This is a genomic window from Acinetobacter sp. NIPH 2100 (genome assembly GCF_000369805.1).
GTDB lineage: Bacteria > Pseudomonadota > Gammaproteobacteria > Pseudomonadales > Moraxellaceae > Acinetobacter.
On sequence record NZ_KB850224.1, the window covers coordinates 1,306,482 to 1,322,351 of the forward strand.

The 15,870-nt window shown below is 39.4% G+C and carries 12 protein-coding genes; 9 read left to right on the plus strand and 3 right to left on the minus strand.

The window, feature by feature from the left end:
• From F887_RS12000 to F887_RS11990, 3 genes are all read left to right on the plus strand, one after another.
• Entirely contained in the window at positions 1 to 1,236 is a 1,236-nt protein-coding gene (locus tag F887_RS12000) for a lipoprotein-releasing ABC transporter permease subunit (protein ID WP_005292783.1), read from the plus strand.
• Positions 1,229 to 1,912 carry a lipoprotein-releasing ABC transporter ATP-binding protein LolD gene (gene lolD, locus F887_RS11995; RefSeq protein WP_005292784.1) on the plus strand — a complete coding sequence of 228 codons (684 nt, stop codon included), beginning with the start codon at positions 1,229 to 1,231 and terminating at the stop codon, positions 1,910 to 1,912. Before F887_RS12000 ends, lolD begins: the two co-directional genes overlap by 8 nt.
• 86 nt (positions 1,913 to 1,998) lie before the next feature.
• The gene (locus F887_RS11990; protein ID WP_005292785.1) at positions 1,999 to 4,425 is read left to right on the plus strand and encodes a DNA internalization-related competence protein ComEC/Rec2; all 2,427 of its coding nucleotides are present in this window, start codon (positions 1,999 to 2,001) and stop codon (positions 4,423 to 4,425) included.
• Between the two features lies 1 nt (position 4,426).
• Here F887_RS11990 and F887_RS11985 read toward each other — a convergent pair whose 3' ends face one another.
• Complete coding sequence (locus F887_RS11985) at positions 4,427 to 5,383, minus strand: lysophospholipid acyltransferase family protein (RefSeq protein WP_005292786.1); 957 nt, start codon at positions 5,381 to 5,383, stop codon at positions 4,427 to 4,429.
• A gap of 138 nt (positions 5,384 to 5,521) precedes the next feature.
• On the opposite strand from F887_RS11985, the gene sppA reads away from it, so the two are divergent.
• Both sppA and F887_RS11975 read left to right on the plus strand, forming a co-directional pair.
• On the plus strand, positions 5,522 to 6,544 hold the full coding sequence (sppA, locus tag F887_RS11980) for a signal peptide peptidase SppA (RefSeq protein WP_005292787.1): 1,023 nt from the start codon (positions 5,522 to 5,524) through the stop codon (positions 6,542 to 6,544).
• Positions 6,545 to 6,676: 132 nt separating this feature from the next.
• Positions 6,677 to 7,468 carry an alpha/beta fold hydrolase gene (locus F887_RS11975; protein ID WP_005292788.1) on the plus strand — a complete coding sequence of 264 codons (792 nt, stop codon included), beginning with the start codon at positions 6,677 to 6,679 and terminating at the stop codon, positions 7,466 to 7,468.
• Between the two features lie 38 nt (positions 7,469 to 7,506).
• Here F887_RS11975 and purN read toward each other — a convergent pair whose 3' ends face one another.
• Both purN and purM read right to left on the minus strand, forming a co-directional pair.
• A complete protein-coding gene (gene purN / locus F887_RS11970) occupies positions 7,507 to 8,136 on the minus strand; it encodes a phosphoribosylglycinamide formyltransferase (RefSeq protein WP_171067444.1) in 630 nt (209 codons plus the stop codon).
• Positions 8,133 to 9,203: a phosphoribosylformylglycinamidine cyclo-ligase gene (gene purM / locus F887_RS11965; protein ID WP_004805639.1), complete on the minus strand. Its 1,071-nt coding sequence runs from the start codon at positions 9,201 to 9,203 to the stop codon at positions 8,133 to 8,135. The genes purN and purM overlap by 4 nt, the downstream gene beginning before the upstream one ends.
• A gap of 133 nt (positions 9,204 to 9,336) precedes the next feature.
• On the opposite strand from purM, the gene cxpE reads away from it, so the two are divergent.
• From cxpE to F887_RS11945, 4 genes are all read left to right on the plus strand, one after another.
• Positions 9,337 to 10,530: a chloramphenicol efflux transporter CxpE gene (gene cxpE, locus F887_RS11960; RefSeq protein WP_005292790.1), complete on the plus strand. Its 1,194-nt coding sequence runs from the start codon at positions 9,337 to 9,339 to the stop codon at positions 10,528 to 10,530.
• Between the two features lie 20 nt (positions 10,531 to 10,550).
• Positions 10,551 to 11,249, plus strand: a complete 699-nt coding sequence (locus tag F887_RS11955) for a DnaA regulatory inactivator Hda (RefSeq protein ID WP_005292791.1) — start codon at positions 10,551 to 10,553, stop codon at positions 11,247 to 11,249.
• 112 nt (positions 11,250 to 11,361) lie between these two features.
• Positions 11,362 to 13,251 (plus strand): rhombotarget A, encoded by a 1,890-nt coding sequence (gene rbtA, locus F887_RS11950; RefSeq protein WP_005292792.1) that lies wholly within the window; start codon positions 11,362 to 11,364, stop codon positions 13,249 to 13,251.
• Between the two features lie 16 nt (positions 13,252 to 13,267).
• Positions 13,268 to 15,820: a CSLREA domain-containing protein gene (locus F887_RS11945; protein WP_005292793.1), complete on the plus strand. Its 2,553-nt coding sequence runs from the start codon at positions 13,268 to 13,270 to the stop codon at positions 15,818 to 15,820.
• Positions 15,821 to 15,870: the final 50 nt, after the last annotated feature.

Below are 15,870 nucleotides of genomic sequence, written 5' to 3' on the forward strand. Positions count from 1 at the left end.
ATGTTTAAGCCAATTTCGCTGTATATAGGGTTGAGATACACTCGTGCTCGGCGGAGTAATCATTTTATTTCTTTTATTGCCTTGGTTTCCATGATTGGTTTAACCCTCGGCGTTGCTGTCCTCATTACAGTATTATCTGTCATGAATGGTTTTGATCGCGAATTAAAAACTCGTGTTCTGGGAATGGTTCCACAAGCCACTGTTTCTTCTACTCAAATTCTAACAGATTGGCCTGAGCTTGTAAAAAAAGTTGAGCATCATCCGCATGTCACTGGGGTTGCACCATTTACCCAATTGCAGGGAATGTTAACAGCGCAAGGTCAAGTAGCAGGAATCATGGTCACTGGGATTGAACCTGAATATGAAAAGAAGGTTTCAATCATTCAAAACCACATGGTCTCAGGTGATTTAAATGCCTTGAAGAAAGGTGAGTTCGGTATTGTTCTCGGTAAGGACATGACCGATGCGCTGGGTCTGGGTTTAAATGACAATGTGACATTGGTGTTACCAGAAGCAACACCTTCTCCAGCAGGTGTGGTGCCGCGTTTTAAACGTTTTAAAATCGTCGGTATTTTTAGTGTAGGTGCAGAAGTGGATTCAATGGTGGGTTATATCGCCTTGAATGATGCGTCTACCTTGCTACGTTTACCAGATGGCGCACAAGGTGTTCGTTTGAAACTGGATGATATTTTTGCTGCACCAAAAGTGGCCAATGATATTGTCAGCCAGTTGCCAAGTAACTTCTATGCATCGAACTGGACCTATACCCATGGTAATTTGTTCAATGCGATCCAAATGGAAAAAACGCTCGTCGGTCTATTACTGGTACTGATTATTGTCGTTGCAGCATTTAATATTGTGTCATCACTGGTCATGGTGGTTACAGACAAAAAGTCTGATATTGCGATTTTGCGTACCTTAGGTGCTTCGCCTTCGATGATTACCAAAATTTTCATGGTGCAAGGTACGGTGATTGGGGTGATTGGTACCATTGCAGGTACGATTTTAGGTGTGACTTTAGCATTGACCATCAGCGATATTATTTCTTGGTTCAATACGGTCTTAGGTTTGAATCTATTTGATGCGTACTTTGTGCATTACTTACCTTCATATCTCAGATGGCAAGATGTGGTGGTGATTGTAACTGTATCTTTGATATTAAGTTTCTTGGCGACAGTTTATCCTGCTTTGCGTGCAGCCAAAGTTCAACCTGCTGAGGCGTTACGTTATGAGTAATATTGTCTTAGAAGCAAAAGATATTTATAAGCATTTTGATGATGGAAAAAGCAAAGTTGAAGTGATTAAAGGTTTATCACTTCAAGTAAAAGCTGGTGAGTTCGTTTCCATTGTTGGTTCAAGTGGCTCAGGTAAAAGTACGTTATTGCATGCATTGGGTGGCTTAGAGCAGCCTTCGCAAGGGCAAGTATTTTTACAAGGGCAACGCTTTGATAATTTAGGCGAAGCCGAACGGGGCTACAAGCGTAACCAATATTTAGGTTTTGTTTATCAGTTCCATCATTTATTGCCTGAGTTTTCAGCACTGGAAAATGTGGCAATGCCATTAATGATACGTGGTGAAAGCAACTTCAAAGATGTGAAAAAACAGGTGGAATACCTGTTGGATCGTGTCGGCTTATCTCATCGTATGGACCACAAACCCGGTGAATTGTCTGGTGGTGAGCGTCAACGTGTGGCATTAGCACGTGCATTGGTAACTAGACCTGCTGTGGTTTTAGCAGATGAACCAACGGGTAATTTAGATCGCAAAACAGCGCTCAGTATTTTTGAATTACTCACTGATTTGAAAAAAGAGCTGAACATGGCAATGTTAATTGTGACCCATGATGAGCAATTGGCACAGTCAGCTGACTCTATTTTGCATATGCAAGATGGTTTATGGCTTGATCAATAATAAATATTTTGTTTAAGCACTTGTTAAAGCCCTGCAAACGGGCTTTAATTTTATCATTAGAATAATTAAAAAATTAATTTAGTAAAATGTTAAAAATTATCTTATTGGGCTGGATTGCTGGGATTGCCTTTATGGGGCGGGAGCTCGCTTTTGTCGCTGCCACATGGTGGGTATGGTTGACTTTAGCAGTTATAATTTTTGCTTTTAGCCTTTTCCAAAGACGATCTCATTTATATTTATCTGCTTATAAAGCGTTACTTATAATCAGTGCCAGTTGGGCATTGTTTGCTATGGGCTATCATTATGCTGACTCAGCTTTAGCGCAGCGGCTCAAATTGAGAGAAGTTGAAGTTCAGCCTTTTGAAGCAATTGTTTATATTAAAAAAATCGATCAGCTGACCGAAGATGGACAAAAACAAATTGCCGAGGTGCTGAACCGACGGGAGCAGCCAGTAGCTTGGTTTCTCTATTTGAATAAGGCAAAACAACAAGCGATTCCAGAACAGGTTTTAGAGTTGGGTCATTATTATCGAATCTATGGAACGATCAAACCTGCCCATAGTTATGCAGTTGCAGGTGCTTTTGATCAGGAGAAATGGTTTTTACAACAAAATGTTATGTCGGCATTTTCGGTCAGACATATTCAGCCATTGAGTCGCGATGAAATCTATCGCCTGGGTTATCAGCAGCATCTTAAGCAGCAACAAAGCCTTCAAGCAATGTTGTTATTAAAAATTGAGACCATGCGGCTGTCATTTCGACACATGTTTCAGGCTTCGGGTCTGCAACATAAAGGTTTACTTCTCGCATTACTTACAGGGGATGAAAGCCTGTTATCAAATCGCTTAAAGCAGCAATTTCAACAGTTGGGAATTTCACATCTGTTGGCGATTTCAGGTCCGCATGTGCTGATTTTTGCGTTGCTGTTGACATGGGTTTTGAAACGTATGCTGCAACGTTATTATCCAAAATTATATTTATGGCAACCACGACAGATCTTGCTGCTATTGCCGTTTGTGGTCAGCGTATTGCTGTATGTGACTTTTGTCGGTTTTGAAATTCCAGCGATAAGAACATTATTAACCGTCGTCATTGCGAGCCTTTTTCTATTATTTCGCCAGTCGATTCAGCCCTTAGCGTTACTGGTTTACAGCGCCAGTTTATTACTGATTTATGATCCATTTAGTATTCTTTCCGCTGCATTTTGGCTGTCTTATGGGGCATGTTTTATTCTGCTACGGATCTATCAAACCATTCAACAATTACCGCGAGAATTGATTCTGACACCGACACAAAAACTGGTTTTGACCATCAATATTTTCATTGAATCGCAATGGAAAATCTTTATTGCATTGTTACCTTTGGTGGTTATTTTCTTTCAGCAAATTTCTTGGGCAGCACCATTTAGCAATCTGATTGCGATTCCTTTGCTCGGTGGCTTGATTGTACCTTTGAATATTATTGCCGCTTGTATCTGGCTGCTCATTCCTGCATTTGGAAAGCTGTTATTTCAGTTGAATGGTGTGTTGTTATCGGTACTGATGTGGTTGTTGAATATGCTCCAACATCTTTCACCAAGCCTATATGGTGTGAGTTATACACCTTTGATGATGGTGAGTTTAATTATTGGGTTGATTATTCTATTTATGCCAAAAGGGATAACTCCAAAGCTTTGGGCAGGCATCTGTTTTTTGCCCATAGTTTTAGGCCTAAAAACTCAGCCTACTGTCCTGAATATTGTTGATGTGGGGCAAGGGCAAGCGATCTTTTTGCAGCATCCACAGCAGACTTTAATGATCGATACAGGTGGCTCTTATGATGAAACCAAATTTAGTATAGGTGAACGCGTGGTTATCCCTTTCTTAAGGGAGAAAGGCATCCGAGCATTGGATCACGTCATTCTATCCCACCTTGATCAAGATCATAGCGGTGCGTTTCCCTCGATTCAAAATGCGTTTGATATTACCCAAGTTCAATCCAATGAGCTGAGTGACATTATGCCATTTAAAGATAATTTTTCATTATGTCAGCAAGGGCAAAATTGGTCTTATTCAAATCTAAAAATAGAAATTCTATCACCCGATCTGGACGGTTTAGCACTTGCAAAGCATCAGCAAAATGAACAGTCCTGTGTGGTATATCTACAGTTTTCCAAGGCCCAGCCTTATCAAAACTTTCTGATTATGGGGGATGCAGGGTGGGAAACTGAATATAAGCTCTTACGTCAGTATCCTGATTTAAAAGTGGATGTTTTGGTGCTTGGTCATCATGGCAGTAAAAATAGCTCTGCATATGATTTTTTAGCTGTGTTAAAACCGAAACTGGCGATTGCTTCAGCAGGATTTAATAATCGTTATGGTCATCCAAGCCAAGAACTACAAAGTCGTCTTCAAGCCTTAAATATTCCTTTACTGAATACTGCAGATACAGGTGGTCTGAGTTTTGTCTTTGAGCATGACACCGTAGAGTTAAAACAACAGAGACAACAATTCAAGTGGTTGAAAAGAGAATAGCCTAAGCATTCTCTTTTTGCTGTGTTTGTCGACGAACTTCAGCAACTTTTGCGAGTGCTTCTTTTTCATCAATATCATAAATTTTCTTTAAATCAGGGTTAGCGCGAAAACGTTTATAACTCCAGTGATAATGTTCTGGGTAACGTCGAATCAGCTGTTCCAAGGTTTGGTGAACAATCAAAGTCCCATCTTCAGCATTGCCTTCATAGATTTGAGAGCTGATTGGCTCGATATACATATCAAAGCCATCCTGATCATTTCTAATGGTATAAAATAATAAAGCTCGAGCCTTGGTTTTTTGAATGAGTTTGGCACTGAGACTGCTAGATGCTAATGGAATACCAAAATAATCGACCATATCTCCACCATGATCGGGAGTATGATCTGGAAGAATAACAGTGGTGCCACCTTGTTTTAGTGCTTTAAAAATCTGTCGTACCCCGCTTTCATCGGTCGGTACTAAATTTGCCTGATTACGGCTACGCGCATCACGAACAAAACGATCAGCATCAGGGTTTTTGACAGGTTTATATAGGATCGTCATTTGAGTATGTTGTGCTAACCATGCGTTCATGACTTCCCAAGTCCCCAAATGAGGCATAATCAGGACGACGCCTTTTTTTTCTGCTAAGGCTTCATGGAAATAATGTTCACCATGAATATTTTGGATTCTTTGAATATTTTTGGCATCTGTTGAGCCCCAAATACTGAAAAATTCAAAATAAGAACTCAATTCATTTCGAATGGCTTGTTTGGTGATTTGTTGTCTATGCTGTTGATCCATCTCGGGAAAAGCAATTTGTATATTCAAACCAATTGTTTTGGAAAGCTTGGACAGCGGAAGAGTAGTGACCAAGGCTGCAACCATACGTGCAAAGAAGCGCCCTAATTGAATCGGCTGGCGACTAACAAACTGAATAAGACGATAACTTGTGCTGCTTGATTTAGGCTGAGTCATGTATCAATAATTAGAAAAAATTACAAAGGGAAGTATAAAGCAAAAAATAATTATAAGTTAAGACAAGTTATTTAAACAGTTTTATTCAAATCCACGTATATAATGAAGTCACTTTAAAATATATTGGATTGGAATCTTATGTCCGATTGGCCACCAAAACCACAAAACGAATCTACAAATAGTAATAATGTGACAGGCAAAGAATGGCAGATTTTAGAAAAAGCCGTGCTTGCTTCTGTTGAAGAACAACGTCGTAGCCGTCGTTGGGGTATTTTCTTCAAATGTTTGGGCTTTGCATATTTGCTGATCGTATTATTAGCAATGACCAAGAGCTGTACCACCTCATCTGATAAATCAACCACAAATATTAGTAGTAATCACTTGGCTGTGGTTGATATTGTCGGCACCATCGATTCATCTGCAGGTCAGTCTACAGTGAATAGTGAAGATACCAATAAAGCCTTAAAACGTGCATTTGAAGCAAGTGGAAGTAAGGCCGTTGCTTTAAATATTAATTCACCAGGTGGTTCACCAGTACAGTCTGATGAAATCTGGCAAGAAATCCGCTATCTGAAAAAACAGCATCCAGATAAAAAAGTTTATGCAGTGATCGGTGATATGGGTGCATCAGGTGCGTACTATATTGCTTCTGCGGCAGATGAAATTATTGTGAATCCATCAAGTCTCGTAGGTTCAATTGGTGTGATCATGCCGAACTATGGTTTAAGTGGCTTAGCGCAAAAGCTGGGGATTGAAGACCGTACGCTTACTGCGGGTAGCAATAAAGACATTTTAAGTATGACCAAACCACTTGATCCAGCACAGAAACAACATGTGCAGTCAGTGCTTGATAATGTGCATACTCACTTTATTAATGCGGTTAAAGAAGGCCGTGGTAAACGTTTGAAATCAAACGACCCAGCGATTTTCTCAGGTCTGTTCTGGACAGGTGAGCAAGCCGTTGCTTTAGGTGTGGCGGATCGTAACGGAAGTCTGACAACATTGATGCGTGATTTAAAAATCGAGCAAAAAGTGGACTATACGGTACAACGTAATCCATTAGAGTCTATTTTAGGGCGTATGGGTGCACAGCTTGGCGCAGGAATTAGTAGTTCGCTTGCTGCCCAACTTGAGACTCAGCAGAACGCGAAAATACAATAATATTTCAAAAAGGGTTGTGTCGATCACAGCCCTTTTTTTATTCTAAAAATAACTGGACAGTTATCCTTTTAATTTGCAATACATATGTAGAGCAGGATAATTGACCAATCAGTGAAAATAAAAGACAAGCTTATGAAACCTTTGATTCATTTTGCCCATGCCAATGGTGTTCCTTCTAAAGTTTATCAAAAGCTGTTTGATCAATTAAAAGATCAATACGACATTATTTACGTGGCAGAAATTGGAAATGATAAACGTTATCCGATTACCCATGGCTGGACGCATTTAGTTGATCAGATTGTCGATAGTATTGTGCAGCAAGCGCAAGGTCGCAAGGTAATTGGTCTGGGGCATTCTTTGGGCTCCGTGTTGACTTTAATGGCAGCCTATCGCCGTCCTGAATTATTTTCACAAGTGATCATGCTAGATCCACCGTTAATCATTGGTAAAGCATCCTTTGTCTTTCATCTTGCTAAAATGTTTAAACCTAAATTAGTAGATAAAATTACCCCAGCAGGTTTGTCGGTACGTCGACGTGATCATTGGGAGTCGCGTGAACAAGCTGCTGAATTGTTAGGTTCGAGAGGCTTTTATCAACATTTTGATCCTGTTTGTTTCCAAGCTTATATTGAGCATGCTTTGACGGATGATCATCAAAATGGTGGGGTGACTTTAACGATTCCTAAAGAGGATGAAGTGGCTATGTTTAGAACCACTCCATCTATGTGGTGGTTACCAATGCCAAAACCACCTGTACCCGTGCATTTGGTTGTTGGGCAAGACAGTGTTTTCTTGAAAGAGAAGTTCCCGCAAGTGGCGAAAAAGAAATTAGCTATTCCTTTTTCTGTGCTTGAGGGTGGCCATATGTTCCCATTAGAGCATCCTGTGGAAACGGTTGAGAAAATTAAAAGTTTGGTGATTTGATTGCATAAAAAACGCATCCAGAGATGCGTTTTTTATTTTTAGAATTGTGCGAATTGAATCGGTCGTTCTAAAGGTTTCTGATTGAAATAGGCTTGACCGTTTTGCCAGGTCAGTTGACCTGTACAGAACCATTGTGCAACTTGAGGATAGATAAAATGCTCAAGTTGATGCACACGTTGTGCCAAGCTTGTTACAGAGTCATGCAAACCCACTTGAATTGCCGATTGTGCAATACTTTGTCCAGCATCGAGTTCGGCTGTGACAAAATGAACTGTACAACCATGTAAACGATCTCCTGTATTCAATACACGTTGATGTGTATGAACACCTTTATAAAAAGGCAGCAGAGAAGGATGGATGTTTAACATTTTGCCTTGCCATTTGCTAACAAAGCTTGGCGTTAAAATACGCATGAAACCCGCAAGAATAACCAGATCCACTTGCCATGCTAACAATTGTTGATGCATAGCGTCGTCAAAGCTTTCTCGATTGGGATAATCTTTATGTGAAATAACAGCGGTCGCAATATTGGTTTTCTCGGCACGTTGCAATGCGTAGGCATCGGCTTTGTTTGAGAGTACACCAATGATTTGCCCTGACAGATTTGCATCTATCAGGGCTTGTAAGTTGCTACCGTTGCCAGAGACAAGGACAGCAATTCTCATTATGCAAAGATCACGCGAATTTTTTCGTCTGCACCTTCAACTGATTCAGCATTTTCTTGGATATAACCAATTTTCCATGCTTTTTCGCCTTGGGCATTTAAGAGATCAATTGCTTTGTCTGCTTCGCTTGCATCAACGGCAATTACCATACCAACGCCACAGTTAAATGTACGATACATTTCGAAGCGTTCTACGTTACCTTCACGTTGTAACAATTGGAATAATTCAGACCATTCCCAGCTAGATTCATCAATGACTGCTTGCGCGCCATTTGGAAGTACACGTGGCAGGTTACCAGGTAAACCACCGCCAGTGATGTGAGCCATAGCATGAACATCAACTTGTTTGCAAAGCTCTAACACTGGTTTTACATAAATACGCGTTGGTTCCATTGCAACATCTGCAAGTGGACGACCATCAACGATTTGAGTTAAATCTACATTTTTAACATCTAGGATTTTACGCAGTAATGAGTAACCATTTGAGTGAGCACCGCTAGATGCAACACCAAGGAGTACGTCACCAGACTTCACTTTAGTCCCATCAATGATTTTGCTGTGCTCAACAACACCTACTGCAAAACCAGCAAGATCGTAATCTTCGCCTTCGTACATGCCAGGCATTTCAGCAGTTTCACCGCCAACCAATGCACAACCAGCAAGTTCACAACCTTTACCAATACCTGTCACTACATCCGCTGCAACATCCACATTCAAATGACCAGTCGCATAATAGTCAAGGAAGAATAAAGGCTCTGCGCCACAAACAAGTAAGTCATTTACGCACATGGCAACAAGATCTTGACCAATCGTATCGTGACGATTGAGATTAAGTGCTAAACGTAATTTTGTACCTACACCATCAGTGCCTGAAACCAATACTGGTTCTTCATAACCTTTAGGAATTTTGCATAGGGCACCGAAACCACCTAGGCCGCCCATGACTTCAGGACGAGTGGTACGTTTAGCGACAGATTTGATACGATCGACCAGTGCGTCGCCCGCTTCAATGTCGACCCCCGCATCTTTATAGCTTAAACCAGTATTTGGGGTAGAAGTTGAGTTGCTCATAGTGAAGTCTCCGCATTGGCGGCAGATTATAACCTGAATATACGAAACTCTTATGTTATTTATGCTCGAAAATGCTATCTTTAATTAAATTTTTTTTCTTTTATAACGATTAAACAAGAAAAGGCTAGATTTTATGCAAGATCAGGTACTACGTCGTATCTTTATCATCGCTGGGCTCGCATTATTCCTTTGGGTGCTCTATCTATTAAAGCCCATTGTGATTCCTTTTATAGGCGCTTTTTTTATAGCCTATTTATTTAGCCCGCTTGTTGATCTTCTTGTAAAAATCAAATTACCACGTTGGTTAGCTATCAGTATCGTATTTATTGGTATTGGTGTGACCTTGACCATGGTTTTGTGGTTCCTTGTACCATTGATTTGGAAACAGTTAATGTATGCGCGGGATAGTATCCCTGCAGGTATTCATTGGATTAATGCGACCTTCTTACCGTGGGTATCGCACACGTTTAATGTTGTACCGATGGAAATTGATACCGAGCAAATTACCAAAGCATTGATGGATTATATTCAAACCAACTATAGTGCCGATAGCATTCAAACCATGGCATTAAGAGTTGCTCAATCTGGCTTGAATTTTATTCAAATTGGTGGGGTGGTTATCCTTATCCCGATTATCTCTTTCTATTTCTTGCTGGATTGGGAAAGAATGTTGCAGAGCTTCAGACGCTTGATCCCACGTCCTTATGAAGCGTCAACCTTAACCATTGTTCGTGAATGTCATAGTGTGTTGGGTGCTTTTGTGAAAGGCCAATTCCTTGTCATGCTTTTATTAGGGATTGTGTATGCTGTGGGGTTACAGCTGATTGGTTTAGAAGTTGGCTTAATCATTGGCATGATTGCAGGTTTGGCAAGTATCATTCCTTATTTAGGTTTTGGTGTCGGCATTATCGCTGCCGTGATCGCAACACTGTTCCAGTTTGGATTAGATTGGACGCAGCTACTTCTTGTCGGTGTTGTATTTATGATTGGACAAATGGTCGAAGGCTATATTCTTCAACCATTCTTGTTAGGGGATAAAATTGGATTATCTCCTGTAGCGGTTGTTTTTGCTGTATTGGCAGGCGCACAATTGGGCGGTTTCCTTGGTATGTTGATCGCATTGCCTGTAGCCGCTGTCATTGTTGTGTTATTAAAACATGCGCGTGATAATTACGAAAAAAGTTCCCTGTATGGATTACCAACTGAAGTTGTTTTGGTACAAGGCGAAACTCAGCATATAAATGTTGAAACTAGTCAAGTAGAGCTTGATATTCAAATTAAAAACTCTCAAGATACAGAGACTTCAAACTCGAATGACTTAAAGTAATTGAGGAACTTATTAAATATATGCGTCAACTACAACTGGATATAGAACCACAACTCGATGCCCGAATCAGTGATTTTTCGGGGCCGGGTTGGGGACCTGTGGTTGATGCAGTCAGACAATTACATGCAGGTTTAGTCAGCCGATTTTATGTATATGGTGGGGCAGGTACGGGTAAGAGCCATTTGCTCTCAGCAATTTGTGATTCATACTTAGAATTAGGCCGACCAGCAATTAAGGTCTCATTATTAGAATTATTAGATGCACCGATTGAAGCGATTACCTCTTTAGAATTTTATGATTTAGTTGCTTTAGATGATATTGATGCGATTAGTGGGGTTCCACATTGGCAGAAAGCTGTTTTTCATTTAATGAATAACCATGAAGGACAACTGGTCTTTTCGTCTCGTGTTGCGCCAATTGAACTCAAGCTTGAATTACCAGATTTACAATCAAGGCTAACTCAAGCGGTCAGTGTCAAAGTACCCAATGGTAGCTCTTATATTGATCGACAAGCGTTATTACAATCTGTGATGACGCGTCGGGGTATTCATTTTGATCATCAAATTGTGGATTATCTATTAAGTAATGGACCGCATCAGGCATCAGTGTTATTACAAACATTGGCCCAACTTGAAAAAATGCTGAAAGGCGAAAAAACTAAGCTTTCAAATACAACACTTAAGCAAATTTATGCGTTGATTGATGAATATCGCCAATAGCATAAAATTTCTTGAGTAATTTCGAGAGCTATGACAAAGTACGCACAAAGGAATGTGGTTGCAAACACCGAGTTTGTAATACGAAGAAAAATGAAAAAAGAAGGAGATCGGTATGCTCAAACGGACGCTTGCCTGCGCTTTATTTGCGATTACTGGACACGCATATTCTGCGGATATTCAAGTCACGACGTTACTCGATGAAGAGAATTATACCGGTTGCTCGTTAAGAAACGCTGTAGAGTTTATAAATAAAAGAAGCCAAAAAGAATATGAAAATGGCTATCGAGGCTGTGGGGATAAAGATTCGTCTTCTGTAATTGTTTTACAGCGTGATCAAACTTATCAGCTAAAGTCAGAATTAGCGATCAAAGCTGAAATGACAATTCGATCAGCAGTGAATACGGACTTTACCAGTACAAAAGGGCTCAATAACGCGACAATTAAAATGGTCGGTGCAGACCGTCTTTTTTCTATTAATGATGGTGATGTAGAAAAGTCTTTAATTGCTGTTATTTTTAGTGAATTGAATTTACAAGGCTCTTCTACAAAAGTTAATAATGGCGGTTTAATTAGTAACCGTGAAAATTTAAAAATCGAGTATTCTCGTTTAGCAGGTGGTTTGGCTAATAGAGGTGGTGCAATTTATAATGTTGGTACTAGCACACTTGTAAATAAAACAGCAGGAAACGTTTCTATTACGAACAGTATCTTGCAAGGAAATAAAGCTGATCAGGGTGCGGTCATTTATAGTGAAATGCCAAGGTACGCCATTACACAATCCGTATTGCGTGATAATGAAGGAGCTGCAGGTCCGACAGGGGCCCTATTATATGTGCAAGAAGGTATTAACAATGATACTGTCGGTGCAGCATTAGGAGTCTTCGCTAGTATCAAAAATAGCAGCATTTTTCATAATAAAGGCGGATATGTTGCTAATATTCGTGAAGGTATGATTCTGAATAATAATACTATTATTAAAAATGCCGCTGGTCTGTATTTGCATGCACTAAGGTGGAAAGTAGTTACTAAAACGAATGACAATGGTGTGGAAAAAGAAGAGATTGAATATTATCCAAGTTCTTTTATTTCGAATAGTATTGTTGTAGCAAATGGAAATAATGATTTTACTAGTACGGTAGATGATACCACGATTGTGCAAAGTAACTTTACGACATCCGAGTGTAAAGGCTTTGAAACGACTAAATGTTTACCTAATGTGATCTGGAATCAAAATGATCCAGAACAAAAATTGATTGCTGGTGGTACAAATGATGAAGGTGTATGCGCGGCTCCACCTGCAAAAGGCTTGCTTTGCCCATATTACACGCCAAAAGATCAAATGTTAGGTTATTTCAAACCACGATTATTAACATCTTATTTGAGTGTTGCGGATTCTCCAATTGTGAATAGAGGAAGAATTTATAGTGATGGAACAACATATAGTTTAGCCACCTGTGAAGGCTCTGATCAGCGCGGTAAGAAACGAAGTGGGCTTGATGAATTATGTGATCTAGGGGCAATCGAATTGTTGATTGATCGTAGTAACATTCCAACCAATGGTATGGATCTTACTTATAAACAAATTGCAAAATTTAGTATCCTTGATAGCTTAGCTGATGGAGAGTTACTTGATCCAGCAACATGTGAAGCAAAGTTGAATAAGCGTGCTGATGGCCAACCTTGGCAGCCTGGTTGTTTGGAAATTGTGCAGGAACCGCATATTCCATCAAAAGGTAAATTGACTTTAGATCAAGATGGCAATGTAACATATGTTCCTTACAGTGATTGGCATGGCCAGGATATGTTTAGGCTGCGGGTTATGACGACTGTTACACGTTTTAATGATGCAACCAGTGATTATATTGATATCCCAACAAATATTAATCAGGCTCCACCAGATAACTTCCAAAGCAAGACCGTAAAAGTAAGTGGTGGTAGTTTGGGGATGGGGGCAATTTTAATGTTATTAGGATTGGTAGGAATACGTCGTTTTAAATCATAATCAGGGATGTGATGAGATGAAACATTATAAAAAAACATTATTGGCGACGATGATGCTGGCAACAATGCCACTATTAGCTGCAACGAGTAGTACCCCCATCAAAGTCACAACTTTTGATGATGAGGATGGTGGTAATCTCAATGCTTGTTCATTAAGAGAAGCAATAAAAACGGCAGCTGATCGAGTATCATTTGGAGGGTGTCCAGTGACAGATATGTCACCGACTACCCAAAAAGTGATTCAACTTGAAAAAGGAACTTATACACTTAACAAGGAATTAACGCCAAGTGTCAATATTTCAATTTTGGGGGCAAGCCCTGTAGACTGGCAGGGTAAAAATGTTTTATTAAATGATATTGTGAATCAATATCCTGCACAAATTGAACTACAAACAACAATCAAGGCTGAGAATTCTCGTATTTTCAATACGACGATTGGAAAGAGTGCTCTAACACTAAGTAACCTGATTTTGACAGGCGGCAATACTACAGACTTAGGTGGTACAATTTATGCTGGGGCGGATGTATTATTACAAAGTACGCAAATTCTAAATTCACGCGCTAAAGAAGGTGGGGCAATTTTTTTAGCAGGACCATCCTCATCATTAACACTATCTAAGAGCTTAATTCAAGGAAATCAAGCTGAAAATGGCAGCGTGCTGGCAATGAGCTGCAGGAATGATCTTGGATATTCAGTACATACAGTAAGCCTTCTTGGAAATAGTTTTGTTAATAACGGCTCTACCAACTCAAAAAATATGCTTGAGTTTTGTGGTGTCGCTACCGTTGATGCAAGTAATAACACGATTGCTCAAAATACTGTAAATACAACTACAGGGAATTTGATTAAATTCTCAGGTGATACCAAAGCCGGTACTGATCCTAGCCCTAATGACCCTTCTAGTATTTTAAGTGGTACCAGTAGATTAACTCTTACAAGTAATACAATTGTTGAGAATAATGCTTTTACTACACTGTTGTACGATAAATTGGGCGATAAGACATTAGCCTTTAATATTATTGCCTATAATGGAGGTAATAATAGCTATGCTTGTCGATATTTATTAGGTGCAGCAGCGGAACAAGAAAAAGTAGGTCTGAAGGTTCAGTATAATGCTCTTGCATTAAAAGAAGAGGATTCGACATCACTGATTAAAAATATATGTGATGTCCCGAAGGAATCGCTTAAGGATAATAAAACCAATATTAATTTGGCACAAGTTGATAATATTCGAACTGTATTAGGCCCTTTACAAAAACCGACAGCACACACAGCATTTTTGCCTGTCTACTATCCAGAGAAAAATGCAATTCCTGTAAAAGATGGTGATAAGACAAAGTTGGTTGGGTTGTTAGATACAGGCGTTTCTAATTGTAGTCCAACAGATCAACGTGGTTTGGCACGTATTACTGATGGTACTCTGTATTATGATCCTAATGCACGTAATACATGTGATATTGGTTCAATTGAATTGATGCGATTTATTGCTGGTGATTTAACGGACTTGTCAAATGTATCAATTAGTAACATGATTTCAGGATATCAAGAACAGTATGATTTCTTTGATAATATGGTAAAAAATCCCAATAATCCTGATTTTTTAACTTATTATAAATCTCGGTTGGATCAATATAAGAAATTATTGGATAGTTTTAATATTGAGGAAAAAAGAAAAGAAAGCTTAAAATATCGTGCCATTTATATTGGTTTGGAAAACTATCAATTACCTCTACCAGAAGATGTGAAGCAAACTGATGGAAGTTATAAATTAAGATTTTTTAGTCCAGACTTGTACCGAGTTACGGCAGAACCTTTGGGGAAAGGCCAAATTAATGATGCTGTTACTGATATAGATACGAGTGATATTCCTAATTTGGTCTGTAAATGGAATGCAGATCTACAGCAAATTATTTTTTATCGTAAGGATGATAGTATTACCCAGGCTGGGGATAAAATTTTCTGTAAATATACGATTACATTGATTTCTAATGAAAACGTAAAATCATCAGGATTGATTAAAGCTGCATTCACTAATATAGCACCAGTGGTGAAAGATACTTCTTTGACTTTTAAATATCAGGCAAAACAAAAACTCAGTTTGAACTTGCTTGATTTCGCGAATGATGATGGAGATACAGGTGCTGGCGGATCGGGTCCAGAAAATAAGCCAAACAAACCTCGTTTTTGGAGAAATGCCGACGGATTGGAATTGCCAATCCGTTTAATCGATGTACCAAAAAAAGATTTGAATATTACAGCTGATCGTCAAGGACCATGTCCTGTACCAGATCAAAAGGAAACTTGTTATGGTGGGAACATCTATGTGCAAGAGGTGAATGCATTTAACCCATTCAACTTCGCATTTAAATATCAAGTTTATGATGCTGATGGTGTGATCTCAGGTAATACTGCAACAGTGCGGACAATTAATACTGCAACAACTACAGATGATACCCGTCCTGCGGACAGTGGGGGTAAGGGTATTGGTGGTAGTGGCGGTGGTAGCTTAGGTTTCTACTCGGTATTTGGTCTATTAGGCTTGTTGGCTTACCGTCGTTTCAGAAAATAAGTACGCCAAAGATAAAATAGCGCTTTTAGGCGCTATTTTTATTTTAAATA